Annotated in this window: 22 protein-coding genes; 7 read left to right on the top strand and 15 right to left on the bottom strand. The window is 55.9% G+C overall.

The genetic code is table 11. From position 1 onward, the window contains the following. Positions 1–83: 83 nt before the first annotated feature. Positions 84–719 (bottom strand): cAMP-activated global transcriptional regulator CRP, encoded by a 636-nt coding sequence (gene crp, locus JQC75_RS15425; protein WP_011761111.1) that lies wholly within the window; start codon positions 717–719, stop codon positions 84–86. A gap of 393 nt (positions 720–1,112) precedes the next feature. Between crp and JQC75_RS15420 the strand changes: the two genes are divergently transcribed. Next, positions 1,113–1,889, top strand: a complete 777-nt coding sequence (locus tag JQC75_RS15420; RefSeq protein ID WP_203324918.1) for a tetratricopeptide repeat protein — start codon at positions 1,113–1,115, stop codon at positions 1,887–1,889. A gap of 284 nt (positions 1,890–2,173) precedes the next feature. Here the strand turns inward: JQC75_RS15420 and JQC75_RS15415 are convergent, their stop codons facing one another. The 3 genes from JQC75_RS15415 to JQC75_RS15405 form a co-directional block, all read right to left on the bottom strand. Further along, a complete protein-coding gene (locus JQC75_RS15415; RefSeq protein WP_203324917.1) occupies positions 2,174–3,061 on the bottom strand; it encodes a phosphoribulokinase in 888 nt (295 codons plus the stop codon). A gap of 89 nt (positions 3,062–3,150) precedes the next feature. Next, positions 3,151–3,402, bottom strand: a complete 252-nt coding sequence (locus JQC75_RS15410; RefSeq protein WP_203324916.1) for a YheU family protein — start codon at positions 3,400–3,402, stop codon at positions 3,151–3,153. Positions 3,403–3,411: 9 nt separating this feature from the next. Beyond that, positions 3,412–4,389 carry a hydrolase gene (locus JQC75_RS15405; protein ID WP_203324915.1) on the bottom strand — a complete coding sequence of 326 codons (978 nt, stop codon included), beginning with the start codon at positions 4,387–4,389 and terminating at the stop codon, positions 3,412–3,414. Between the two features lie 173 nt (positions 4,390–4,562). On the opposite strand from JQC75_RS15405, the gene JQC75_RS15400 reads away from it, so the two are divergent. After that, positions 4,563–5,075 (top strand): TAT leader-containing periplasmic protein, encoded by a 513-nt coding sequence (locus tag JQC75_RS15400; RefSeq protein ID WP_203324914.1) that lies wholly within the window; start codon positions 4,563–4,565, stop codon positions 5,073–5,075. Positions 5,076–5,084: 9 nt separating this feature from the next. Beyond that, positions 5,085–6,776: a GMC family oxidoreductase gene (locus tag JQC75_RS15395; RefSeq protein ID WP_203324913.1), complete on the top strand. Its 1,692-nt coding sequence runs from the start codon at positions 5,085–5,087 to the stop codon at positions 6,774–6,776. A gap of 135 nt (positions 6,777–6,911) precedes the next feature. Here the strand turns inward: JQC75_RS15395 and JQC75_RS15390 are convergent, their stop codons facing one another. Both JQC75_RS15390 and JQC75_RS15385 read right to left on the bottom strand, forming a co-directional pair. Next, the gene (locus JQC75_RS15390) at positions 6,912–7,358 is read right to left on the bottom strand and encodes a TIGR02444 family protein (protein WP_203324912.1); all 447 of its coding nucleotides are present in this window, start codon (positions 7,356–7,358) and stop codon (positions 6,912–6,914) included. A gap of 44 nt (positions 7,359–7,402) precedes the next feature. Beyond that, positions 7,403–9,310, bottom strand: coding sequence for an ABC transporter ATP-binding protein (locus JQC75_RS15385; RefSeq protein ID WP_203324911.1), 1,908 nt, complete (start codon positions 9,308–9,310; stop codon positions 7,403–7,405). Between the two features lie 134 nt (positions 9,311–9,444). Here JQC75_RS15385 and JQC75_RS15380 point away from each other — a divergent pair, with 134 nt between their 5' ends. Together JQC75_RS15380 and JQC75_RS15375 are read left to right on the top strand one after the other, a co-directional pair. Then, positions 9,445–9,642: a YheV family putative zinc ribbon protein gene (locus JQC75_RS15380; protein ID WP_011761102.1), complete on the top strand. Its 198-nt coding sequence runs from the start codon at positions 9,445–9,447 to the stop codon at positions 9,640–9,642. A gap of 95 nt (positions 9,643–9,737) precedes the next feature. After that, positions 9,738–10,592: a pirin family protein gene (locus JQC75_RS15375; RefSeq protein ID WP_203324910.1), complete on the top strand. Its 855-nt coding sequence runs from the start codon at positions 9,738–9,740 to the stop codon at positions 10,590–10,592. A gap of 89 nt (positions 10,593–10,681) precedes the next feature. Here the strand turns inward: JQC75_RS15375 and JQC75_RS15370 are convergent, their stop codons facing one another. Then, the gene (locus JQC75_RS15370) at positions 10,682–11,629 is read right to left on the bottom strand and encodes an L-threonylcarbamoyladenylate synthase (RefSeq protein ID WP_203324909.1); all 948 of its coding nucleotides are present in this window, start codon (positions 11,627–11,629) and stop codon (positions 10,682–10,684) included. A 144-nt stretch (positions 11,630–11,773) separates the two neighbouring features. On the opposite strand from JQC75_RS15370, the gene mltA reads away from it, so the two are divergent. Next, entirely contained in the window at positions 11,774–12,886 is a 1,113-nt protein-coding gene (mltA, locus tag JQC75_RS15365; protein WP_203324908.1) for a murein transglycosylase A, read from the top strand. Positions 12,887–12,930: 44 nt separating this feature from the next. Here mltA and JQC75_RS15360 read toward each other — a convergent pair whose 3' ends face one another. From JQC75_RS15360 to JQC75_RS15350, 3 genes are all read right to left on the bottom strand, one after another. Beyond that, positions 12,931–13,311, bottom strand: coding sequence for a TonB-dependent receptor (locus tag JQC75_RS15360; RefSeq protein WP_203324907.1), 381 nt, complete (start codon positions 13,309–13,311; stop codon positions 12,931–12,933). Between the two features lie 376 nt (positions 13,312–13,687). Continuing rightward, positions 13,688–15,748: a multiheme c-type cytochrome gene (locus JQC75_RS15355; protein ID WP_203324906.1), complete on the bottom strand. Its 2,061-nt coding sequence runs from the start codon at positions 15,746–15,748 to the stop codon at positions 13,688–13,690. 536 nt (positions 15,749–16,284) lie between these two features. Continuing rightward, positions 16,285–16,911, bottom strand: coding sequence for a LysE/ArgO family amino acid transporter (locus JQC75_RS15350; protein WP_203324905.1), 627 nt, complete (start codon positions 16,909–16,911; stop codon positions 16,285–16,287). Between the two features lie 142 nt (positions 16,912–17,053). On the opposite strand from JQC75_RS15350, the gene JQC75_RS15345 reads away from it, so the two are divergent. Then, a complete protein-coding gene (locus JQC75_RS15345) occupies positions 17,054–17,953 on the top strand; it encodes a LysR family transcriptional regulator ArgP (RefSeq protein ID WP_203324904.1) in 900 nt (299 codons plus the stop codon). Positions 17,954–18,040: 87 nt separating this feature from the next. On the opposite strand, the gene JQC75_RS15340 is transcribed toward JQC75_RS15345, so the two are convergent. The 5 genes from JQC75_RS15340 to JQC75_RS15320 are packed head-to-tail and all read right to left on the bottom strand — an operon-like array spanning position 18,041 to position 22,894. Then, on the bottom strand, positions 18,041–18,472 hold the full coding sequence (locus JQC75_RS15340) for a nitrate reductase cytochrome c-type subunit (protein ID WP_203324903.1): 432 nt from the start codon (positions 18,470–18,472) through the stop codon (positions 18,041–18,043). Continuing rightward, on the bottom strand, positions 18,469–19,380 hold the full coding sequence (gene napH, locus JQC75_RS15335; protein WP_203324902.1) for a quinol dehydrogenase ferredoxin subunit NapH: 912 nt from the start codon (positions 19,378–19,380) through the stop codon (positions 18,469–18,471). Before napH ends, JQC75_RS15340 begins: the two co-directional genes overlap by 4 nt. Continuing rightward, a complete protein-coding gene (gene napG, locus JQC75_RS15330) occupies positions 19,377–20,099 on the bottom strand; it encodes a ferredoxin-type protein NapG (protein ID WP_203324901.1) in 723 nt (240 codons plus the stop codon). Before napG ends, napH begins: the two co-directional genes overlap by 4 nt. 45 nt (positions 20,100–20,144) lie before the next feature. After that, positions 20,145–22,628, bottom strand: coding sequence for a nitrate reductase catalytic subunit NapA (napA, locus tag JQC75_RS15325; RefSeq protein ID WP_203324900.1), 2,484 nt, complete (start codon positions 22,626–22,628; stop codon positions 20,145–20,147). Beyond that, positions 22,625–22,894 (bottom strand): chaperone NapD, encoded by a 270-nt coding sequence (locus tag JQC75_RS15320; RefSeq protein WP_203324899.1) that lies wholly within the window; start codon positions 22,892–22,894, stop codon positions 22,625–22,627. Before JQC75_RS15320 ends, napA begins: the two co-directional genes overlap by 4 nt. Between the last annotated feature and the right edge of the window lie 944 nt (positions 22,895–23,838).

Raw genomic sequence — 23,838 nt, 5'->3', positions numbered from 1 at the left:
ACATGCTCCTATAAGAAAAAGTGGCTCCGGATAGATCGGGAGCCACTTTACCGGAGCAGACTTAAGACAAGCTGAAGGCGGAATCAGCGGGTGCCGTACACCACGATAGTTTTGCCGTGCGCCTGGATAAGGTTTTGTTCTTCAAGCATTTTCAGGATGCGGCCCACGGTCTCGCGGGAGCAGCCAACGATCTGACCAATTTCCTGACGGGTGATTTTGATTTGCATACCATCGGGGTGGGTCATGGCGTCTGGCTGACGGGCCAGATGCAGCAGTGTCTGGGCGATGCGTCCTGCCACATCCAGGAAGGCCAAATCACCTACTTTCTGGCTGGTGCTTTGCAAACGGACTGACATCTGGGCTGCCAGCTTCATCAGGATTTCAGGATTAACCTGGATAAGCTGCTTAAACTTCTTGTAAGAAATTTCTGCAATTTCACAAGCCTGCTTGGCGCGAACCCAAGCGGTGCGCTCGGCTTGCTCTTCAAACAGTCCCAGCTCGCCAATAAAGTCGCCCTGGTTGAGATAGGAGAGGATCATTTCCTTGCCTTCCTCATCCTTGATAAGAACCGCGACAGAACCTTTTACAATGTAGTAGAGGGTGTCTGAGTCTTCACCGGCGTGGATCAGAGTGCTCTTGGCCGGATACTTGTGAATATGACAGTGGGATAAAAACCATTCCAGAGTTGGATCGGGTTTCGGTTTGCCAATCAGTGCCATGCCCGTGTTCCTCGCATGAAAAAACTTAAGTAAGGTCGTTCTAAATAAGCATTCTACGTCAACGTACCTGGTCAAACCATGATGCAGATCGAAATTCAGAACAATCGAATGTACGCAATTACACATCAAAATTAATGGTTTATTTTGGTGCTTTGCCCGGTCATGTCAACAAATACCGCATGGGACCTTTGGATAATCAGCCAGTCTGCCGACCAGGTCACATCTGTTGTTGTCGCTTTGTGAGCTGCTGATTGTTTTTAGCGTGCGCCACCATGAATAGACGTCAACGCTCATACCTTGAGCCTGGTTCTCCCGTTTCGCGGTACTTTTTGATACTCGACATAACGGGGGTTTTCTGGCTAACTCATGGGAAATTGCATAAGGAGCCAAGTTGTGAAGTACTGGCAAGTTGTGACTGCGGCCATGGTGCTGTTGTTGAATACGGGGGCGGCTCAGGCTTTTTCATTGCCCAGGCCCGATAGCGACCAGGCTGCAGGTAAGTTGTTGCACATTGAGATGCGCGCCGTTCAGGATGATGCTGATGCACAGTTTTTGCTGGGGCTCATGTATGTCTCTGGCCGTTATGTGGATAAGTCTCCCGAGCTTGGACTGGAATGGATTGGACGTGCGGCTAATCAGGGACACACCAAGGCGCAGCAAACCCTGGCCGACTTACGTTTTGAAGGCCAGTTGGTAGAGCGTAACCTCGCCGAGGCCGAGCGTTGGTATTTGCAGATGAGCCTCAGAGGCGAGCGTTGGGCCAACTTCCGACTCGGTTTTATTTATGCAGCCGGCGGCGACGGCGTTGAGCGCAACTGCGGCCGTGCAGTCGAGCAATTTCAGCTGGTGGGTGACGAGGTGTCGCTTGGCAACGTGGCCTGGATATTGGCGACCTGTCCCGAGGCCCGATACCGTGATGGCAACAAGGCTGTGAGCCTGGCGCTGAAGCTGCTGGAAAATGACGCCAATGACCCAACCAATCTGGATAACTTAGCGGCTGCCTACGCAGAGCAGGGTGACTTCAACAAAGCCATCGCAGCCCAGGAAAAAGCCATCTCGGCATTGGAGCTGAAAAAGCAGGCCGACATCAAGGCAGAGGAGTTCCATCAGCGACTGCAACATTATCAGCAGGGCAAACCCTATCGCGAAGTTATCCCACTTCAGCCCTGATGCAGTCAGAGAATAAAAGAAAGCCCGGCAAAGTCCGGGTTTTTTATTGGGTCAGGGCAAGGTGCCAGACACGTAAAAAAAAGAGTGAGCAACGGAAAAAGGTAGGTTGGGAGCGCTGACATACTCAAGGGAGTGAACAGATCAAGATGGGGGAATCCACTCCCAAGAGTATGTCAACTATCGTTATTTCGCCTGAAATTCCGACGAGACACAGCATAGTGGGTGTCAATTAATAGAAGCTGAAGCGACGGTTAAAAGTAAAATTTTTACGTTCATGCTGACGGTTAACAGTTATCCCCGTTATGCAGCGCTTCACGTTTTTCCTTCAGGGCCTTAATCAGCGGCGTCAGGATTAGTTCCATGGCCAGCGACATCTTGCCACCGGGAACCACCATGGTGTTCATCCGTGACATAAAGCTGCCCTGCAGCATCGACAGATAGTAAGGGAAATCCACGTTGTTAATGCCGCGAAAACGGATCACCACAAAGCTTTCGTCGAGACTGGGAATGGCTTTGGCCGAAAAGGGGTTGGACGTATCGACCGTGGGCACCCGCTGAAAGTTGATGTGGGTGCGGGAGAATTGCGGCGTCATATGGTTGATGTAATCGTCCATGGAACGCACGATGGAGTTCATCACCTTTTCGCGGCTGTGGCCTCGCTCCGAGGTGTCGCGGATGATTTTTTGGATCCATTCCAGGTTGACTATGGGCACCATGCCAATCAGCAGATCCACGTGCTCGGCCACATTGTGCTCATTGGTCACCACGCCGCCGTGCAGGCCTTCATAAAACAGCATGTCGGTGTCGGCGGGCAGTGGGCGCCACTGGGTAAAGGTGCCGGGCATTTGGTTGTAGGGCACGGCTTCATCGAAGGTGTGCAGGTAACTGCGGGTCTCCCCCTGGCCGGTGGCACTGTAATCGGCAAAACACTTTTCCAGGCGACCAAAATCATTGGCTTCGGGGCCAAAATAGCTGATGTCACGATTCTCGGCCTTGGCCTTACGTATCATCACTTCCATCTCCGCCCGGGTATAGCGGTGGAAACTGTCGCCTTCCACATAGGCCGCATTAATATCAAGTTGGCGGAAGATATGGTTAAACGCCGTGGTTGTCGTCGTGGTCCCGGCGCCGGATGAACCGGTAACAGCAATGATGGGATACTTGGCAGACATGGCACTTCCTGAAATGTTAAAAAATTTTGATAAAAACGCGGGCCCGTTAGTTATACGGGCTCGGACTGCTCCGGGTCAATAGTCGGCTGTCAGTCTTGGGATTGCTGTGACGGCAGGCTGCTTTTATGACGAATGCCGACACTGTCATTGTCTTCGGAATATTCCACTACCAGCTCACCTCGTTTGAGCATATCTTTGCAGCGGGCAATGGCGTCTTCCAGGTGGGTTTCACCGAGACTGTCAAATCCGCCATCTTCTACCTGGGTCAGCAGGTATTCGCGGATAAGGTTTTTCAGTGTATCGGCCGGCAGTTGAATTAAGGCGTCGTAGGGAATAAGCATGGGCTGTCCTTATTTGGGTGAAGGTACGGCCAGCAAAAAATCCAGGATGCGCCGCTCGAGGTAAAACTGTGGCCGCCATGGGCTGCCGCCGTCGATAAAGCCCACATGGCCACCGTAGCGGTTAAGCTCGTACTCCACGGCGCTGGAAAGTTCGTCGGCGCGGGGGATGACGGCATCGGTCATAAAGGGGTCGTCAGCGGCATGGAGCACCAGGGTTGGTGTTGTAATACTGCGTAAAAATGGCAGCCCACTGGCTCTGTCGTAGTAGTCGTGCACATCGCTGAAGCCGTGCAGTGGCGCAGTGACCTTGTCATCGAAATCATAAAAGGTCGAGAGTTGTGCCACTTCATGGGCGTGGACCGGCATAGCAGGCCCCAGGCGGGCATCCGTGACTTTAAAGGCAAGCTTGGCCTGCAGCTGACGGATAAGGTATGACTGATACACCCGGGAAAAGCCTTTTTCCAGACGTTTGGCGCAGGCTGCAAGGCGCAGTGGTGCCGACACCACTACGGCCCGGGCGATGGGACTGTCACTTTGTTGCTCCCCGAGGAACTTGCCAAGTACATTGCCGCCCAGACTGTAACCCACGGCCAGAACAGGACTGTTTGGATAGCGGCGGCGGATGTGTCTTATGCTGTGGGCCACGTCCTGGGTATCGCCACTGTGATACGATCGCGGCAAACGATTGGATTCACCAGAGCAGCTGCGATGGTGGTGCACTACGGCGGCAAGCCCCCGGGCTTCACAGGCGTGCAGTAATCTGCTGGCATAGTGGGAGCGGGCACTGCCTTCCAGGCCGTGAATGGCCATGACAACCGGTTTGCCCTCTTCAGGCTGGCCCAGCCAGTCCAAATCGAGAAAATCACCGTCCTCCAATTCCAGACGTTCACGACGCAGCACTGGTGTGGGGCGCTTGGTCAGCACCGGCAGTATGGTTTGTATGTGGGGGCTCTTGGCCCACCAGGGAGGCGTGAATTGGGAAGTCATTGGCTGGAAAGGGTTGCCCTGAAATAAAACGTATGTTTAATTTGAGCCATTATAACCACGAGCAGGTCCGGGCAGAAACCTCTTGCTGTTGCCTCTTTCTCTTGCCATAACTGGCAGCTCAGTCGATGTCTGTATCTGGGCTGAATATCCGACCTCAATTTGGGGCAAAACCAATGAATAGACGCAAATTTTTGCTGACGGCTCTTGGGGGCACAGCGGCACTCGCCTTGGGCGTAAGCCTTTACCAGCCCCAACTGGACCTGGAGGTCGATGGTGACAAGCCTCACCGAATTCTGTTCAGCCTGCTGCTGCCTGTGCTGTTGGATGGCGCCTTGCCTGAGATGTCCGTGCCCCGTGACGCCGCAGTCAACCGCACTTTGGATGCCATAGAGGCCACAATTTCTGTGCTGCCGGCATCCCAGCGGGACGAGTTGGAGCAATTACTGAATCTGCTTGAAAACCGTTTGGGCTTACTGCTGCTGACCGGCAATATGACACCGCTGCTGCTCAGAAGCCCTGCCGAGCTTGCCAATCAACTGGAGAGCTGGCGTGAGAGTGGGCTTGCCCTGTTTAATCAGGCCTATCTTGGGCTAAGGGAGCTGGTAATGGCCAGCTTTTACAGCTGCCCCGAGCACTGGAGCTTGCTCAATTACGCCAAGCCTGAACTGCCGGGCATCAAGTCTTAAGGAACCCTGATGGCTATTGTTGATCCTATTTATGAAGGGCTGGCGTCGGGCTGGAAACATCTGGACGGCAGCGATTATCAGGGCGGTGATAAACCAGAAACCCTCGAAGCGGACGTGGTGATCATCGGCACGGGTGCCGGTGGCGGTGTGGCTGCCGACATCCTGACCCAGGCAGGGCTGTCGGTGGTCATGGTTGAAAAAGGCCCGCTGCGCTCCTCCCGCGATTTCGATATGGAAGAGCGCACCGCCTACCCCAACCTGTACCAGCAGGCAGCGGCCCTTAAAACCGCCGACAAGGCCATTGGTATCTTTCAGGGCCGCGCCGTGGGTGGCTCAACCACGGTAAACTGGACTACGTCCATCCGCACTCCACCCGAGACATTGGCGTACTGGCAATCGGAGTTTAACGTTAAGGGCTTGTCCGCCAAGGAGCTGGAGCCCTGGTTTGAACAGATGGAGTCCAGGCTCCACATCAGTCAGTGGGCATTCGAGCCCAACAGAAACAATGGCATGTTGCGCCGTGGCTGTGAGCAACTGGGATGGGATTACACCGTTATCAAGCGCAATGTGCTGGGCTGCTGGAACACCGGCTATTGCGGCATGGGGTGCCCTGTTAATGCCAAGCAATCCATGCTGGTCACCACCATTCCCGCGGCGCTGTCGGCCGGTGCCACCCTGCTGAGCCGTTTTGAAGCCACCGCCATAGAACACCATGGTGACAAGGTCTATGGGATCTGGGTGCAGGCGCGGGATCAGAATCTGGCCCCGAGGCCCGAAAAACTCATGCTCAAGGCGCGGCACTATATTCTTGCCGGTGGCGCTATTCACACTCCGGTACTGATGATGCGCTCCGGGCTTGCCGACCCCATGCAGCTTCTGGGCAAACGCACCTTTTTACACCCAACCGTGCTATCGGGCGCGGTCTTTGATGAAGCTATCAATGGCCACAGCGGCGCGCCCCAGTCGATTTATTCGGACCAGTTTGTCTGGCGTGACGGCGCAGCCGGGGAACTGGGTTACAAGCTTGAAGTGCCGCCCATTCATCCTGTTCTCATCGCCTCCAAAACCCTGGGATTCGGAAAGAGCCACGCGGAACTGATGGCGAACTTCAATCAGCTTCAGGTGGTAATAGCCCTGGTGCGTGACGGTTTTCACCCCCAGAGCCAGGGCGGCAACGTGAGTCTGGATGGCAGGGGTTTTAAGCTCGACTATCCACTGACGGAGCCGTTCTGGCGCGCGGCCAGAGCCGCCTTTGCCAGCATGGCCGAGCTGCAATTTGCCGCCGGGGCCCGCAGGGTGTTGCCCATCAGTGAAGGTGTGGGCTATTTGAATTCCTGGCAGGAGGCAAGGGCCGCCATTGCCGATATGTCGCTGGCGCCCCTTAAAACCGTGGTGGCCTCGGCCCACGTGATGGGCGGTTGCCCCATGGGTGAAGATAAGAATAAAGCCATGGTCGACAGTCTCGGCCAAAGCCATTATCTGGAAAATCTGTCGGTGATGGATGGCTCGGTGTTTCCCACCAGTCTGGGGGCCAATCCGCAGCTGTCGATTTATGGCATGGTGGCCAAAAATGCCACCGCCCTGGGCGGACGTTTGGCGCCGGGGAGCAAGGTGCCCGAAACCGCACCTGATACCGACCCTGTCGCAGATGCAGCGCCGGAGACGGCATCAGAAACAATCTCTCCCGCTGCGTTGCTGTAAGCGCTGACGGCGGTAAATGCCGAATACTTGAGTTAGTCAGGGTATTGTGGATGGGTTGTTCCATAAAAAAAGCGCCTCAGGGCGCTTTTTTTATGTCTGTCTTATGCGTTGTTTTGGGAGGTATTCCTTGCTTGCTCAACCCTGATGGATGAGTGCGGCGGCAACCTCAATATCCAGCCCGAACTCCGCCAGTAAAAGCTTCAGGTTGTTTGTTTCGCCCTGGCTGGTGGGCAACTGGTTCAGGCGATGGAGCAGCAGATTTTGCACCTTGCGTTCCATCATCAGCTCCACGTCCAGCATCTGCCGGTATTCTTCTTCGCTCAGGCTGCTTTTGGCCAGTTGCCGCAGACGGCGATAGGGACCTATCAGGCGTTCATCCCAGGCGGCCACTTCGATAATCAGCAGTTGCCACTGGCTCTGATCAAGGCCAATGCCGCGCCTGTCGAGCTCGCTCGCCAGCAGCAACAGATTGACATTGATTTGGCAATCATCCTGCAGCGACAGGCAAAGCGCTTCGTGCTGGCTGTAATGGGTCTCACAGGCTTGCCAGAGTTCGCGGGTGAATACTTCCTCAGAGATCAATTAAAGACTCCTTGTTCCATTAGGGCTGGCTTATTTGGGCTGAGTCAGAGCTGGGCCGCCTGTTCGATGGCATCGATTTGCTCCTGAAGCTCCAGCCACGCCATCTCGCTTTCTTCCTGCTGCTGACCAAGCGTCGTGCGCTCGGCGAGAATTTTTGTCAGCTCGGCCTTGTTTTGTGCCTCGTAGAGGCTGGTATCGGCCAGGCGCTCTTCAATTACCGCCAGACGGCTGGCCAGCTTATGCTGCTCATCTTCGAGTTTGGTTTGCTGCTTTCTCAGTGGCGAGAGCTTTTGGCGCAGTTCGGCTTCCAGTCGCTTTTGCTGCTTCTTGTCCTGAGCCGGGCGCTCTGGGTCGTTATCGCTTACCCTGGCGGCAGCGGCTTTTGCTGCGTCCAGCAGCCACTGATGGTAATCCTCAAGGTCGCCGTCAAAGCTGCTGACCTGACCGGCATCCACCAGATAGTAGTCGTTACAGGTGAGTCTGAGCAGGTGCCTGTCGTGTGACACTATCACCATGGCGCCTTCAAAGGTTTGCAGTGCCAGCGTCAGGGCGTGGCGCATTTCCAGATCCAGGTGGTTGGTAGGTTCGTCGAGCAGCAACAGGTTGGGGCGCTGCCATACCAAAAGCGCCAGCACCAGTCGGGCTTTTTCGCCGCCGGAGAAGGGCGCCACCGGCGAGAGCGCCATGTCGCCATTAAAGCCAAAACCACCGAGAAAATCCCGCAGCTCCTGTTCACGGTGGCTCGGCGCCAGTCGTTGCAGGTGCATCAGCGGGCTGTCGTCCATGTGCAAATACTCCAGCTGATGCTGGGCAAAGTAGCCAATGGTGAGACCGGGGTTGGGTTCGTACTTGCCGGTGAGCGGTTTAAGCTCGCTCGCCAGCAGTTTGATCAGGGTCGATTTACCTGCGCCGTTGCGGCCCAAAAGACCTATGCGGGCACCGGGCACCAGGTTTAAGTGCACCTTGCCAAGGATGGGCGTGTCGCCATAACCCACAGACACGTTTTCCATGGCCACCAGCGGGTTTGGCAGGCTCGCGGGCTCACGAAACTCCATATAAAACTTGCTGTCGGCCTTGGCGGGCAAGAGCTCTGTCATCTTCTCCAGCGCCTTCAGGCGGCTCTGGGCCTGCTTGGCCTTGCTGGCCTTGTAGCGGAAGCGGTCAACGAAGGACTGCATGTGGGCGCGTTCACGCTGCTGGCGCTCAAAGGCCACCTGCTGCTGAGCCATACGCTCGGCGCGGGTGCGTTCAAAGGTGCTGTAGTTGCCCTTGTAGAAGTTGAGCTTTTGGTTTTCCACGTGGACAATTTCGTCCACGATGGCGTCGATGAAGTCGCGGTCGTGGCTGATGAGCACCAGGGTGCCTGGGTAGCTCTTGATCCAATCCTCGAGCCAGAACATGGTGTCCAGATCCAGGTGGTTGGTGGGTTCGTCAAGCAGCAACAATTCAGAGCGGCAAAGCAGGGCCTGAGCCAAGTTAAGGCGCATACGCCAGCCACCGGAAAAGCTTTTCACGCTCACGGACTGCTTTTCTTCGCTGAAGCCCAAGCCCGCCAGCAGGGCACCGGCGCGGGCACGTATGCTGTAGCCGCCGATGGCGTCGAGTTTGCCGTGCAGATCGGCAATGGCATGGCCATCGTTGTCGGCCTCGGCTTTTCGCAGTCCCGCTTCGAGCTCGCGAAACTCCACGTCGCCATCGAGCACATATTCCAGTGCCGAGACTTCCAGTGCCGGGGTTTCCTGGGCCACCGAGGCAATACGCCACTCCCGGGGCACCTGAATGTCGCCCTTGTCCAGGCTGAGTTTGCCCATAATCAATGCCAGCAAAGAGGATTTGCCGGTGCCATTGGCGCCGACAAGGCCGACCTTGTGACCGGGATAAATGGTGAGATTGGCCTCATCCAGCAGTACTTTACTGCCGCGGATAAGCTGGGCCTGGGACAGGGTGATCATCGATGGTCCACATACAGATACAAAGGGCAGAATAATAACCAAGTTCAGGCCCGGCATCCAGCGCGGAGCCGGGATTAGGGTTGCCTGCGTAAGCTGTGGCACAATAACGGCATTCTTTTGTTGGATGTTCCTGTATGAGTATTTCAAGAAAACGATTTGTGGCCGGTGCCAAGTGCCCCAAGTGTGGTGCAAGCGACAGCATAGTGCTGTTCAAAGATCATGGCGTTGAAACCGTGGAATGTGTCGAGTGCGATTATCGCGAGCAACAGGCCGAGGAAAAAGTGGCCCAAAAGGCATCAGGCGCCGTGATTGGGGTGTTTAAACCCGACTAACCGTTCGATTTTGTCGAGGTATTCAGCCACATCTTTGCGATATTCTTTCGTATTGGCGGGCGCTATGCTGTCATCATTGCATTGGAGAACTCGCCATGAAGATCAAAACACGTTTTTTTTCCCGCCCAGCCATGGATGGAGATGGCGTTAACATTCGCCGGGTGGCCGATTTTAACCAGCTGCAGCTCGATCCCTTTCTGATGGTGGATGAAATACGCTCTGACGATAAAAGTGATTTTATCGGCGGTTTTCCTCCCCATCCCCATCGCGGCATAGAAACTTTTACCTATATCCGTAAAGGCGGATTTGAGCACCGCGACCACATGGGCAACGTGCGCGCCATTCGCGCCGGTGACGTGCAGTGGATGAGCACGGGCTCAGGGGTTATCCACTCGGAAATGCCACTGGCTGATGCGAGCGATGGTCTGCATGGCTTTCAAATTTGGCTCAATATGCCGGCCAAAGACAAGATGCGTCCGGCGCGCTACCTCGACAGCACAGCGCTGGCGCAGCAAAGATACCCATCGGATAAGGGCGCCGACTTTTATCCTTTGGCAGGACGCTGGTCCTTTGAGGGCGAGACGATAGACGGCTTGATTCAGGGGCTCGCGGCCAACGGCGCTGTGGCAGATTTGTCATTAACGCCGGGCGGCAGTGCCCGTCTGGATATGAGCGAGCGCGGCTTTGTTGGCCTGTATCTGTATCAGGGGGCGCTGCGCACAGAAGATGGCAAGTCCCTCTTCAGCGGCGAATATCTGGTGCTGCAGCCCGGCGAGCTTGAGCTGATGGCGGCAGAGGAAGGCGCCGGCATGCTGCTCTTTGCCGGTGAACCCATCGGCGAGGCAATCGTGCACATGGGCCCCTTCGTGATGAACACAGAGGCCGAAATACGTCAGGCTATCCACGATTATCAGACAGGTCGCTTCGGTGCCCTCGAATTGCCCAAATAGCCATCCATTGGCGCTTAAGTCGACTGTTGTGAACACAGAAAAGGGGCCGCAGGGCCCCTTTTTTTACAGGTGATTTTTACCGTTGTTTTTCAGAGCGGCTTGGCGGCGCGCTCAAGACGATTTTGCACCGCTTGCCAGTCGCCGCTGTGTGGCGGCTCGGCAATGTAAATGGCACTGAGTGTCCCGTGGTCGAGCTGATACAAGGCATCGTACAGCCCCTGGGCATAGCTGTCCGGGTCTGCACCAAGCTCTATGGCTTTGCCAGCTACCGGCGTGGCATTGCCGCAGAAAATCCAGCCAATATCAGTTTCCCGATGCAGATGGCTGACATCGGATGCTGCCCCATATCGGTAGCAGGGCAAGCCGGGGGAGTAATGTTTGTGGTGCTGCCCGGGCGCAACCACGCCACCGCTTTGCTGGGCAAGCGGGCGGCCAAGTACGGCCTCGATGCTGGCCACCGACACCATACCCGGGCGCAGCAATCTGGGTTCATCACCGGGAAGCAGCGCCACTATGGTGGATTCGAGCCCCACCTCGCAGTTGCCACCTTCCAGAATCAGCAGTTCATCATCGGCAAACTGGCGCGCCACATGGTTGCTGCTGGTGGGACTGATGGACATGTACTTGTTGGCCGAGGGCGCGACAAGAGCGCGGCCAAAATCCTTAAGCAGTGCCAGCGCCTGTGGATGCGCTGGCATTCTTAAGGCGACCGTATCCTGCCCGGCGGTGACGGCGCGGGATACCTCGGCTTTTGCGGGCAGAACCAGGGTCAGCGGACCCGGCCAAAAGGCGGCCATCAGCGCCTCGGCACTGGCACCCACCTCGGCGGCCCAGTCCCGAATCCAGTGGCTATCTGCCACATGAACAATCAGCGGATTGGTCGCCGGACGACCTTTCAAGGCAAAGACTTTGGCGACAGCATCCTCGTTGCCCGCATCGGCGGCCAGGCCATACACAGTCTCTGTGGGCATTGCCACCAGCTCACCCCGGTTAAGGGCGGCAACGGCAAGTGAAATTTGGTCAGTGATTTGCGCCATACGCACCTCTGAAAAACTGGCCGCGTATGGTAAAAATTTGACCAGAGCCAGTCAAGCCGAAACTGCCGCCATATGATGAATGGCTTTGCCTTTATCCGGGATTTTTGGCATCGTGCCGCAATATTTACCGGTTTGGAGCCAAAGGTGAAATCAGCCCCGTTTAAATCTCTGAGTTGTGTATTGCTTGCCGCCGTTATCAGTGCCTGTACAAGCCAGCCGGACAGGGAGCTTGGCAAGCGTTATCTGGATGGTGAACTTCAGGCACCGCTCAATTGGGTTGCGGCTGTGCAATCCGATGCTAACCGTAACTTTACCAGTTTTGCCGACCAAAGCAGCCTGGTGCTCGAGCGCTCCCCACGGCTTGCGTCCCGCTATGCCCCTCTTTATCAGCAGTTGTCTCAGTGGCTCGAGAGTAGTGGCGATCCGCTTTCTCTGGGGAATTTTGGCATTGAAGCGGCCCAGTTTGGTGGTGCCGACCGCCAGGGACACGTACTCTTTACCGGCTACTTTTCACCTGTGCTGGAGGTGCGTCACAGCCCCGACAGCCGCTTTCAATACCCGCTCTATGGCGTGCCCGACTGCGTGAAGCACAACACGCCTTGCCCAACCCGCGAGGCCATTTTGCAGGGCGCGTTGGCGGGGCAGGGATTGGAGCTGGCCTACAGCGACTCATTGATAGACAGCTTTTTGATGGAGGTGCAGGGCTCCGGCTTTGTCCATTACGGCGATAACGATGAGCTGCAATACCTTGGCTATGGCGGCAAAAATGGTCATGCCTACCGGAGCATAGGTAAGGTGTTGATTGAGCAGGGTGAAGTGCCAAAAGAACAGATGTCGCTGCGGGCCATCAAAGCCTGGGCAGACAGCCACTCCGAGGATGAAGTGAAGCAACTGCTTGCCCACAACGCATCCTTTGTGTTTTTCCAGGCGCGGCCCAACCACGATGTGCTGGGCAGTGCGGGCATTCCGCTGTTGCCCATGGCGGCTGTGGCTGCCGATAAACAGCTGCTGCCCATGGGCACGCCCCTGCTGGCTGAGGTGCCTTTGCTTGATGATGCCGGCAACTGGACCGGCAGGCATGAGCTCAGGTTGCTGATCGCGCTGGACACAGGGGGCGCCGTGGATGGTGGCCACCTTGACCTCTACCATGGTATGGGGCCTGAGGCCGGAATGGCGGCGGGGCATTACAAACACTTTGGCCGTGTATGGCGTCTGGGGCTGGGCGCAGGCTCAAGCGTGACCCTGGGAACCCCCTGATACGGCCTTGACCTGATACGTCATAGGATGACCGGACGGAGCCGCTAGCCCGTCTGTTTGGGGGTCTTTAAAAACAGCACCAGCATCAGCACCATCGCCAGCAGGAGCATAAACGACGAGATGGCAAGCACAGGGTCTATGGTTGCCACCTCAATGTGCTGACCATAGAGCAGAAACAATCCAGCCGACATCAGCAGCACCCCCAGTTGATGCAGCCAGAATTGCCCCTGTACCAGAGCTCCCGCTGCTCCCGGCAGCCAGAGTTTATGGCACAGACCATAGATGAAGGACACCACAAAACCCGCCAGCATGATGTGGGCGTGGGTCACCCTGTGGCCGTGATCGCCTGATTTGGCCATATAGATGCCAAGGCACATGCCGAGGATGGCATAGCAAAGGGCGCTGATAATAAACTTTCTGTCCATTTTGGATTCTCCGAAACTCAGGTCTTGCCGGGGCCATGCCTGCCATGGCATCGCCCATTTCAGTGCAGGTGTTTCAAACGGCTTGCTTTCGAGTGCATGTAAGGGTGTTGGCGCTGTGGATACGCCAATTCTTGGGGTTTCAGAGAGTATAGTCTCACTGTGATACTCCGCTGCGCGCAGGCAAGGTTGGGACTAAGGGCTGCGGAATAAGGGCTGCGGAAAAGGCGGCAGCTGCAGAGGTTGCCAGCTGGGAAATCACCATAAAAAACGCCTCCATTAAGGAGGCGCTTTGGATATTGCTCTATCGGTTTATTTGCCTGCCTGACCAGAGCGACTGAGGTATCACCCTGACATCGCTCTGGCGTGGCTCCCGGTATCAGCGAGTAAACTTGTGATACTTTTCAATGCCTGCGCTATTGCCTGGGTTGTGGCAAACGGCACAGGATTCCTGGGTAGACAGGGTATACCAACCGGCAGGCACGTCATCAGAGATGGTACCGCCCATGGACTTCATGTGGCTCAGGGCCGAATCCTTGGTGTGGCACGCATAGCAGTTGGCCGTAACAGGGCTGGCCATCTTGTTGCTGACACCATAGGCACGGGCCTTGATGAACTGGTTGGGGATGTCGTTCAGGTCCATGGCGCCATCGGCGTGACAGGCCACACAGCTGGTTTCTGGTGCAATGACGCTGGCTGCGTTGGACACTTCCTTGCCTTCCGCATCTACGCTCTTGCTGCCCACACCCCAGTGCATGCTGTGAACCATGGGGCCGAAGCCTGGGCCTGAATTACCGGCACGACGGTCCTGACCGTTGTTGTGACAGGCCACACAGCCCAGACCACCTTCGGCGAAGTTACCATTCTTGTGGAAGTTGGCTTCGCTGTTGTGACAGGTGGAGCAAGACTCGCTGTCGACATTGTGACGACGCTCGTAAGCTGTCACAGCGCCATCGACTTGAGATGCCACATCGGTGTAACCATGGATAGTCACCACATCAGATTCGGCGCCTGTGTAGTCTTTGGCGGTGAAGCTGACACGCAGCGATGCCATCAAGCCTGCACCAGTCCAAGCTGACAGATCAGGCGTTGTGCCGACAACGTGTGGGTTGCCGTGACCGGCAGATTGCGCATAACACATGGTCTTGCGACCTTCGGCGTCGTAGCTGTAATCATAGGCTTCGGTGATACGGCCAACGACGCTGTCGTTATAAACGCCGTGCAGGTAGGAACCCACATAGTTAATTGGCTTGGCAGGATTATGGACTGTCTGGGTATCATCAAACAGCTCATGGAGGTCTACCAGGGTTTCGGCGCCGGTAGCAGCATCTATCTTAAACAGCGACAGAGTAGTACACCATTGACCCGCAATACCTGAATCAGGGAACCAGGCTGGTGCAGTACCTGTGACCTTGTAGCTGTCGTTAATCGCTTTGTTGGAGGTGATGGCAGTCTTGCCTTCGTGCAGTTTGCGCAGATCTGCGCCATTGCCGGGCAGGATATCTCCAGGGATGCCGCCTGTGTCATGGCAGTCGATACAGCCAGGGCCGGTGACGTTGACGTTGATAGTTGGCTCACTGTGGCAAGAGCTACAGTTCATCACGCTAAAGCCGGTTTCAAACTCCTGGTGATTGATGTGACCAATCTTGGACAGAGTATTGGATGCATAGCCCCCAACAGAGAAGCCTTGTTCATTCACGACCGTACGGCTCACCGAACCGTGACAGACCATACAACCCTCGACAAAGGTGACTTCGCCGTTCATGCCCTCTGCCACATAACTTGAGTGGCGATTAGGGCTGGTGGAGTAATCCACGTGGCAGGAGAAACAGGCTTCAGTGGTGGTGGAGAAGGCGCCTTCCGGCTTGTTGACCACGATTTCATTTGAGCTGGCAATTCCCGATTCGCTATGGCCACCGACACGCAGCCAAACAATACCTTCGGTTCCGGCATTAACGCCTTTCAAAGGTAAAACGAATGAATACTTACCATCGCTTATTTGAGTAAGCGTTGCCCCTTCGGTGTCAGGAGTTCTGGAAGACTCCATGTTGACCCCACCGTAACCACCGATGTGAACATTATCTTCCACTCCGTTGATTGGGCTTTCGGTGCGGTTATTGATAAATCCTTTGTCAGTCAGAGCCGCGACTTTACCTTCGGCTTTCTTCAGGCCGTTAACAAGCTCACCATTTTCGTTGGTGACCTCAAACTCGTAACTGATAGTGCCTTCACCAAATGTATAGTTAATAACTTTAACATTGGTTTCCAAGGCGCTTGTTGCTACCGGTGGTGTCCAGGATTCTCCGGGCGTACCGGGTGTACCAGGGGCTCCGGGTGCACCGTCGGCGCCATCTTTCCCATCATCACCGCAACCTGCCAAAGCCCCGGTCAGGACCACGGCTATCAGATATGCCAGCTTTCTGGAGGTGAATTTTCTCATCGTAATCTCCTTGTTGCCCCAGAGGCTGGCCACGCTTGGCGTTCGCTCCAGCCAGAGCTGAGAGGCTCTGGCTCTAACGCCGTTATTCACATCGCACAACTGCTGGGTACTTTTATTTTTATTGAGCGCATTTTGCCTCAATCGGGATAGTAGGATGATTGGAGTGAACAGTTTTTGAACTGCGCAGCATTTGTTAATACCACTTTAGAGATAGGTCTCAATTTTGAAAAAAACTTGGCAATTTAATGCTGAGAGGGGAAAACGCAGGAGATAAAACAGAGGATTTTGCCACGAGGCCGAATAGTGAAGGGGGGTGACGTCGCCAAGACAGTCAGGAGGCAGTTAACCGCTGTGTCCAGAAGAATTTATCGGGCGGCAAGGCTGCCCGGGGAGCATTCTGCATCAGGCAGTACAGGATGTACCCCGATGCTCACGGTGAAATTTATACGCCGCTTTGATACAGGGAACCCGGGCACTAACAAATCGACGCATCGGTTCCCGGTGAAAGGCGCCGATGCGTCAGCCTGTCCCTGTGCTCAGGCCAGCAGCGCTGTGGCATAGGGCCAAAGCAATGCGATGGCGATAGCGTACATGGTGACAAAAATAAAGCGATCCAGATAGCGCCAGGCGGCTGGCTTGGCAAACATCGGCGCCATCAGCCTTGCACCAAAGCTTAAGGTAAAGAACCACAGGAAAGAGGCCAGAATGGCGCCTGCGCCAAACCACTGCCGGGCTTCACCACTGAATTGGGTGCTGATTGACCCAAGCAGTACCACGGTATCCAAATAAAGATGCGGGTTCAGAAAGCTGATGGCGAGAGTGGTCATCAGCGCTGCCTTGAGGCTGCCCGCGCCTGTGGCTTTGGACAAGTCCATCTCCTTGTCGTTGAAGGATGCCTTCAGGGCGTTGGTGCCATACCACAGCAGGAAGGCGGCGCCGCCGAAAGTTGCCCCGTGCTTCAGGGCCGGGAACGCCAGGATAAGCGAGCCAAGCCCTGCCACCCCAGCGGCTATCATCAGTGCATCAATCAGTGAGCAGGTCAGGGCAATGGGCAGGCTGTGGGCGCGCATAATCCCCTGCTTGAGAACAAAGGCATTCTGGGCGCCAACGGCGATGATGAGACTGGCACCTATCATGATGCCTTGCAAAAATGCAGTTTCCATGGGGATAGCTCCGGCGGGTACAACAACTTGAGCGGAGCATAACGGGAATAAAATAATTAAGATAACTAATGTTTTTTATGGGATATTAGTATCTCTTATGATGTTTCTGCGCTGTTAACAACCCGGTTTATGAGGGATGCAAATGCTCGATTATACCCATTTAAAAGCGCTGGCGGCGGTGGTGGAGGCCGGTGGTTTCGAGCGTGCGTCAAAGGTGCTTTGTATCACCCAATCGGCCGTGTCACAGCGTATTCGCCAGCTCGAAGAGCGCATAGGTCAGTCGCTGCTCATTCGCTCGGTGCCGGTGACGGCAACGCCTGCAGGCAAGCGGCTCCTGCGTCATTACCGACAGGTGGCACTGCTTGAGAGTGAACTTGGCAGCGAACTCAATACTGAAGACCCGGGCACACCCACCCAGATTGCCATTGCCGTGAATGCCGACAGCCTGGCCACCTGGTTTCTACCGGCGTTAAGCCCACTCTTTGTTCGCTACGGCTGGCTGATGAAGCTGATTGTGGATGACGAGTCCTACACCCATAACCTTTTGAAAAACGGTGATGCGGTGGGCTGCGTGACCACCACGGCCGAGCCCATGGCGGGCTGCTCCAGCGAGTTTTTGGGGGTGATGCATTATCGCTGTGTGGCGACCCCGGAGTTTGTGGATCGCTTCTTTGCCGAGGGGCTGACCGCATCGGCGCTGAGTCTGGCGCCGGCGGTGATTTTCTCCACCAAGGACAGGCTGCACGAGCGCTTTTTATCAAAACACTTTGCCCTGCCCACCAAGGGGTTTTATCAGCATACAGTGCCTTCATCGGAAGGCTTTTTGGACGCCATAGTGCAGCATTTGGGCTACGGGCTGGTGGGGCATTTGCAGGCAGATAAGCTGATTGCGACGGGCACCCTGATTGACCTTTGTCCGGGCCTGGGGATGGACGTGGCGCTTTACTGGCAGCACTGGAATATCAAGGCCAAACACACCACCATCATCTATCGGGCTCTGGCAGCGGCCGCGCGCCAGAGCCTCTGGCAGCAGGATGTCTGATAACCCGTTGGCATGCATCCAGGTCATAGGGATGGCAGCAAGAAAAAAGCCCCGCGATTGCGGGGCTTTGCATTCATGGCAACAGACTTATTTGGTGCTGAAGGTGTTTTCCACCAACTCAGTCTTGTTGTCGGCCTGGGCCACGTGGCACTGGGTACAGAAATAGTTCTGACCATTGAGGGTGCCCTTGGCGTCCACAGTGTGTGACTTGGCCACCGGGGTGGCCTTCATCCGCTCGGCCTTGTCCCAACTGTGACAGTTCATACAACCATTTTTATTCAGGGTAATGGCGTAGTCGTCCTTGTGGGGAATCAGCGGTGGCTGCTCAATGTAGTTACGCTCGATAGCGGTGCCACGTTTTGGGTAGGTGGGCAGCGCATCGGCAGGGCGCACCTCAGTGATCTGGGTGCTTCCCGCCAGCGATTGGACATTGACCGGCTCATTGTTCACCGGGGCGTTCTGGCCGCTGCAACCGGCGATGGCGACAAACAGCGCAGCTAAGGTGAGTACTTTTTTCATTGTTCGTTCTCCGCCTTCTTGGCAATTCGGGGGCTTTTCTGTAAAGGATTATCCTGGAATGTAAATCGGTTCTTGTACTGGAATACGCGTTTGGCACACACATCGATGCAGCGGCCGCACTGGGTGCAGTCGCTGTCTGTGATGATGGGGCTCTGGCCCTTGAGGGCGGGTTTGAGCACCTGACGCTCGGGGCAGACGACAAAGCAGTCCATGCAGTTGTTGCAGTCTTTGGCATTCACCGCGGTCATCTTCACCGGGCTCAGCTTACCCAAGAGGGCAAACAGGGCGCCGCTGGGGCACAGGTGTGAGCACCACATCCGCTCGACGATTAAGAGATCGGCAAGGAAGATGGCCACAAGCAGCCCAAGTCCGGCCCCTGCACCAAAAAGCACCGCGCGGTACAGCACTGGCACGGGGTTCAGCCACTCCCAGGCGGCCACGCCTGTGAGCACAGGCAACAGCAGCACCAGCGCCAACATAAAGTAGCGCAGCTGGCGTGGCAGCTCAGGGGTTCTTGGCAGGGCAAAGCGTCTGCGAAGGTATGCCGCCAGGTCCGTCACCATGTTCACCGGGCACACCCAACTGCAAAATACCCGTCCTCCCATCAGCGCATAAAACAGGCCGATAATGGCCGCGCCAATCAGCAGGCTGGCCTCGGGCACATGGCCAGAGGTAAGCAGCTGCAGTGTGACCAGCGGATCGGCCATGGGGATGGTATCGAGCAGCAAACTGGATGATAGGTTGCCCTTGAGCAGCCACAGTCCCCACAGGGGGCCGATGGCAAACAGCGCCAGCAAGCCGAGCTGGGAGGCGCGGCGCAGCAGCAAAAAGCGGTGCGCCTTCCACCAACCGAGCTCGCGGATGGCGTCATCGGCAAAGCGAGCCTTTTCTACCTTGGCTGTGCTCATAGTTCAAACCCCTTATTCAGCATGTCCAGGGTTGTGTTTTCGGTGTCGATATAGGTGTCGTGATCGGCGGTTTTGCCCATGGCGATATGGGGTGGCAATACCTTGATGGCTGCCTCGTCCAGCACGCAGGCATGTTCACACTTGCCGCAACCGGTACAGGTATCCGGGTTAACGACAGGAATAAACATGGCGTGGTGGCCGCTTCGCTCGTTGCGGGAGCGCTCAAGGGTGATGGCGTTGTCAATCAGCGGGCAAACCCGGTAACAGACATCGCATCTGAGCCCCTTGAAATTCAGGCAGTTTTTCTCATCAATCAGTACCGCTATGCCCATTTTCGCCTGGTCGATGTCTGTGAGTTCCTGCTCAAGGGCGCCGCTGGGGCAGGCCTTGATGCAGGGAATATCATCACACATCTCACAGGGCACCTTGCGGGCCTCGAACCAGGGTGTGCCGGTGGGCGCCTCTTCAAACCAGCGGGCGAGCTTCAGGGTATCGTAGGGGCAGGCCTCAACACACAGACCACAGCGCACGCAGGCCGACAGAAAATCCTGTTCGGCCAGGGCCCCCGGCGGCCTGATGGCCTGGGGACCGAGTTGCTGCGAGCTGGCGACTGCGGCAATGCCGCCCCCGGCCAGAGCAACCGCGCAGGACAGCCGGGCCGTCGTCGCCAGAAACTGGCGCCGGTTTATGCCCTGGGTCTTACTCTCTTGTCTGGCCATGATAATGCGCTCCTACCCGTGCCGTGTTGGCGTATTCCGGCCCTATCAGGCCTTCATTACCTTCACCGGACACTTCTTGAAGTCTGTCTCTTTTGACAGAGGATCGGTCGCGTCCAGCAGCAGCTTGTTCACCAACTGACGGGCATCGAAGAAGGGCATAAACACCACGCCACGGGGTGGCTTGTTGCGGCCCTTGGTTTCGACACGGGTTTTCACTTCACCCCTTGGGGAGGCCACAATCACCTCGTCGCCACGGTTCAGGCCACGGGCCTTGGCATCCTCAGGGTGCATAAAGATCTGCGCGTCAGGGTAGGCGCGGTACAGCTCAGGTACCCGGGCGGTCATGGAGGCGGTGTGCCAGTGTTCCAGTACCCGGCCAGTGCTCATCCACAGATCGTATTCGTCGTTCGGCTCTTCGGCAGCAGGCTCGTAAGGCAGGGCGAAAATCACCGCTTTGCCGTCTGGCTTGCCGTAGAACTTAAAGCCTTCACCGGCCTTCACGTAGGGGTCAGAACCCTCAACGAAGCGGCGCAGGGTTTCCTTGCCGTCCACCACAGGCCAGCGCAGACCGCGGGTTGGGTGGTAGTCATCGAAGGCGGCCAGATCGTGGGCCTTGCCGCGACCGAAGGCGGCGTACTCTTCGAAGATGCCCTTCTGCACGTAGAAGCCGAAGTGCTCGGATTCATCGTTCAGCTCGCCCTTGCAGTCGGAGGTTGGGAACTTGTCGATAACGCCGTTGGCAAACAGCACCTGATACAGAGTCTTACCAGCGTACTCAGGCTTCTTGGCAATCAGCTCGGCGGGCCAGACTTCGTCAATGGTGAAGCGCTTGGCGAATTCCATCAGCTGCCACAGGTCAGACTTGGCACCCTCTGGGGCCTTCACCTGCTGGTGCCACATGTGGGTACGGCGCTCGGCGTTACCGTAGGCACCTTCTTTTTCCACCCACATGGCGGTGGGCAGAATCAGGTCGGCGGCCATGGCGGTGACCGTTGGGTAAGGGTCTGATACCACGATGAAGTTTTCGGGGTTACGGAAGCCCGGATAGATTTCATCGTTGATGTTGGGGCCAGCCTGCATATTGTTGGTACACATGGTCCAGTAGCAGTTCAGCTTGCCGTCTTTGAGCATCCGGCTTTGCAGCACGGCATGGAAGCCGGGCTTGGGCGGAATGGTGCCTTCCGGCAATTGCCAGAGTTTCTCGGTAATGGCGCGGTGCTTGTCGTTTGCCACTACCATGTCGGCGGGCAGACGGTGGGCAAAGGTACCCACTTCACGGGCGGTACCACAGGCCGATGGCTGGCCGGTGAGGGAGAAGGGGCTGTTGCCGGGGGTGGCGATTTTGCCGGTCAGCAGGTGGATGTTGTAGATCATGTTGTTGGTCCACACACCACGCACGTGTTGGTTCACACCCATGGTCCACAGGCTCATTACCTTGACGCTTGGGTCGGCATAGGCCTTGGCCAGCTCAACCAGACGCTCGGCGGGCACGCCACTCATCTCGCTGGCGTATTCCAGGGTATAAGTGCTGACAAACTTGGCATATTCGTCGAAGGAAATTGGCGTGGACTTGCCATTGCCGGGGTTCTTGGCCTTCATCTCCAGCGGATGGTCAGGGCGCAGGCCATAACCGATGTCGGTCACACCCAGGGCGAAGTTGGTGTGCTTGCTGACGAAGTCCTTGTTTACGGCCTTGTTCTGGATGATGTAGTTGGCGATAAAGTTCAGGATAATCATGTCCGTTTGTGGACGGAACACCATGGGGTTATCGGCCAGATCGAAGGAGCGATTCTCGAAGGTCGAGAGTACGTGCACCTTGCCGTTGGGATTGCTCAGGCGACGGTCAGAGAGGCGCGCCCAGAGGATGGGGTGCATCTCGGCCATGTTGGCGCCCCAGAGCACAAAGTGATCGGCGGCTTCGAGGTCGTCATAGCAGCCCATGGGCTCGTCGATACCGAAGGTACGCATAAAGGCGCCCACGGCCGAGGCCATGCAGTGACGGGCGTTGGGGTCGATGTTGTTGGTGAGGAAACCGGCCTTGTGCAGCTTGGCGGCGGCGTAGCCTTCCCAGATGGTCCACTGGCCTGAGCCAAACATACCCACAGAGGTGGGGCCCTTGGCCTTGAGGCTGGCCTTCCACTTGTCGGCCATGGTGTCCAGCGCCACATCCCAGCTCACCGGGGTGAATTCGCCGTTCTTGTCGTACTTGCCGTCTTTCATGCGCAAAAGTGGCGTGTCCAGACGGTCCTTGCCGTACATGATTTTCGACAGGAAGTAGCCCTTGATACAGTTCAGGCCCTTGTTTACGGGGCTCTCAGGATCACCCTTGGTGGCAACCACTTTGCCGTCCCGGGTGCCAACCAGCACCGAACAGCCCACGCCGCAGAAACGGCAGGGGGCCTTGTCCCATTTGATGTTGTCCTTCTGCTCAGCGGCTTCAACCACTTTCACTGGCAGAGTGACACCCACTGCCGTGGCCGCGGCCACGGCGGCATTGGCTTTTAGAAACTCGCGACGGCTTATGCTCATGGTGTTTCCTCACTCACTTGTTGTTCTTGCTCTGATTGGTGATAGATCAGACTGCTGGATAGCACCCCGTTAAGGGCGTTGATGGCCTCGACATTGTCGAGAATGGCTCGCTGGGTGGACCCTTCCAGGGTCACCACCAACTTGCCTTCGGGACTGGTGGCATGAACCTCGGCGCCGGGCAGGGCTTCAATGGCTTTACTGATGACATTGGCCTGGCTGGGGGCGGCATGCACCACCAGACTGGTGACGTGATATTCCTGTGTCATGACATTTGCTCGCTACAACCGGGAACAGCAACGCTGACCCGGGGGCCTTGAATTAGCTTCGAGTCTAGACCTTGCTATTTTTGTGGGTATACCCACTAGGAGGTATCAAATAAGTTTGTAGACAGAGATCATGTTTTTGAGCGTGATCTGCTTCTCAGTTTGAAATTTAACCAGTGACTTTTAAAAAGCACGGGCTGGCACAGCGATCTTCCGGTACTGAAACGCGCCTGAAAAATGAATGGCTTAAATGAAATTGATTCTTGTTTTCTGCCTCAGCGCCAAGGCCTTAACCCCGAAGCAGGAGACGTGGTGCGACTTGGGCAAACTGATTCAACTTGATGGGAACAGTCTGAGAATAATTTCAGCATTCACAGGGCAGGGGGATGCCCATAGTCCAACTGACGAGACAGTACCTTTGTCCGGCCTGCTCTTTGGGGGTACCCGGGAAGTGGTTTATTGCTTAATGGGTAGGTTTTGCGCCTGCGCCATGTGCCCAAGGGGGGAACAGGAGATAAAAGAGCCTGAATGTTCGTCTTTCTATTATTCCCTTTGGTTCTATACAACTCACGCACGATAATTTTCAGGCTGTATCATTTTGGGACATTTTCGGGCAGGGGTCATGGAAATGCCTGGGGCTGCCTAAGGGGTCACACAGCCTTTGTGTTGGAATTGAGAGCTGGATCACCCGGGATTCTGCCACTCACCGCGTCCGGGGATTGGCGTTGCTTTTCATCAAATAAGCTCCTCTTTGATAGTAAATTTGCGTGATCTGGTGCACGCAATTTTGTCTATCTATCTGTTAATTCGAAATATTTTATATTATTAATTTTAGCTGAATTTATGTAATTTTATGACAAAACAGCATGAATAGTGGATGTTGAAGGGCTTGTTTCACGGGAATTTGGGGTATTTTGTAGTTAAATTTCATATTTGAGCCATTTGTG

The organism is Shewanella litorisediminis (assembly GCF_016834455.1).
GTDB classification, from domain to species: Bacteria; Pseudomonadota; Gammaproteobacteria; order Enterobacterales; family Shewanellaceae; genus Shewanella; species Shewanella litorisediminis.
This window is presented reverse-complemented; position numbering and strand designations above follow the sequence as displayed.

Coding starts and splice junctions, on each gene's coding strand:
- JQC75_RS15385 (WP_203324911.1), bottom strand. CDS start 9,310: ATGATCACCCTGTCCCAGGCCCAGCTTATCCGCGGCAGTAAAGTACTG.
- JQC75_RS15340 (WP_203324903.1), bottom strand. CDS start 18,472: ATGAAAAAAGTACTCACCTTAGCTGCGCTGTTTGTCGCCATCGCCGGT.
- JQC75_RS15345 (WP_203324904.1), top strand. CDS start 17,054: ATGCTCGATTATACCCATTTAAAAGCGCTGGCGGCGGTGGTGGAGGCC.
- JQC75_RS15400 (WP_203324914.1), top strand. CDS start 4,563: ATGAATAGACGCAAATTTTTGCTGACGGCTCTTGGGGGCACAGCGGCA.
- JQC75_RS15380 (WP_011761102.1), top strand. CDS start 9,445: ATGAGTATTTCAAGAAAACGATTTGTGGCCGGTGCCAAGTGCCCCAAG.
- JQC75_RS15405 (WP_203324915.1), bottom strand. CDS start 4,389: ATGACTTCCCAATTCACGCCTCCCTGGTGGGCCAAGAGCCCCCACATA.
- JQC75_RS15350 (WP_203324905.1), bottom strand. CDS start 16,911: ATGGAAACTGCATTTTTGCAAGGCATCATGATAGGTGCCAGTCTCATC.
- crp (WP_011761111.1), bottom strand. CDS start 719: ATGGCACTGATTGGCAAACCGAAACCCGATCCAACTCTGGAATGGTTT.
- JQC75_RS15395 (WP_203324913.1), top strand. CDS start 5,085: ATGGCTATTGTTGATCCTATTTATGAAGGGCTGGCGTCGGGCTGGAAA.
- napA (WP_203324900.1), bottom strand. CDS start 22,628: ATGAGCATAAGCCGTCGCGAGTTTCTAAAAGCCAATGCCGCCGTGGCC.
- JQC75_RS15360 (WP_203324907.1), bottom strand. CDS start 13,311: ATGGACAGAAAGTTTATTATCAGCGCCCTTTGCTATGCCATCCTCGGC.
- napG (WP_203324901.1), bottom strand. CDS start 20,099: ATGGCCAGACAAGAGAGTAAGACCCAGGGCATAAACCGGCGCCAGTTT.
- JQC75_RS15415 (WP_203324917.1), bottom strand. CDS start 3,061: ATGTCTGCCAAGTATCCCATCATTGCTGTTACCGGTTCATCCGGCGCC.
- JQC75_RS15355 (WP_203324906.1), bottom strand. CDS start 15,748: ATGAGAAAATTCACCTCCAGAAAGCTGGCATATCTGATAGCCGTGGTC.
- JQC75_RS15370 (WP_203324909.1), bottom strand. CDS start 11,629: ATGGCGCAAATCACTGACCAAATTTCACTTGCCGTTGCCGCCCTTAAC.
- JQC75_RS15320 (WP_203324899.1), bottom strand. CDS start 22,894: ATGACACAGGAATATCACGTCACCAGTCTGGTGGTGCATGCCGCCCCC.
- JQC75_RS15410 (WP_203324916.1), bottom strand. CDS start 3,402: ATGCTTATTCCCTACGACGCCTTAATTCAACTGCCGGCCGATACACTG.
- napH (WP_203324902.1), bottom strand. CDS start 19,380: ATGAGCACAGCCAAGGTAGAAAAGGCTCGCTTTGCCGATGACGCCATC.
- JQC75_RS15375 (WP_203324910.1), top strand. CDS start 9,738: ATGAAGATCAAAACACGTTTTTTTTCCCGCCCAGCCATGGATGGAGAT.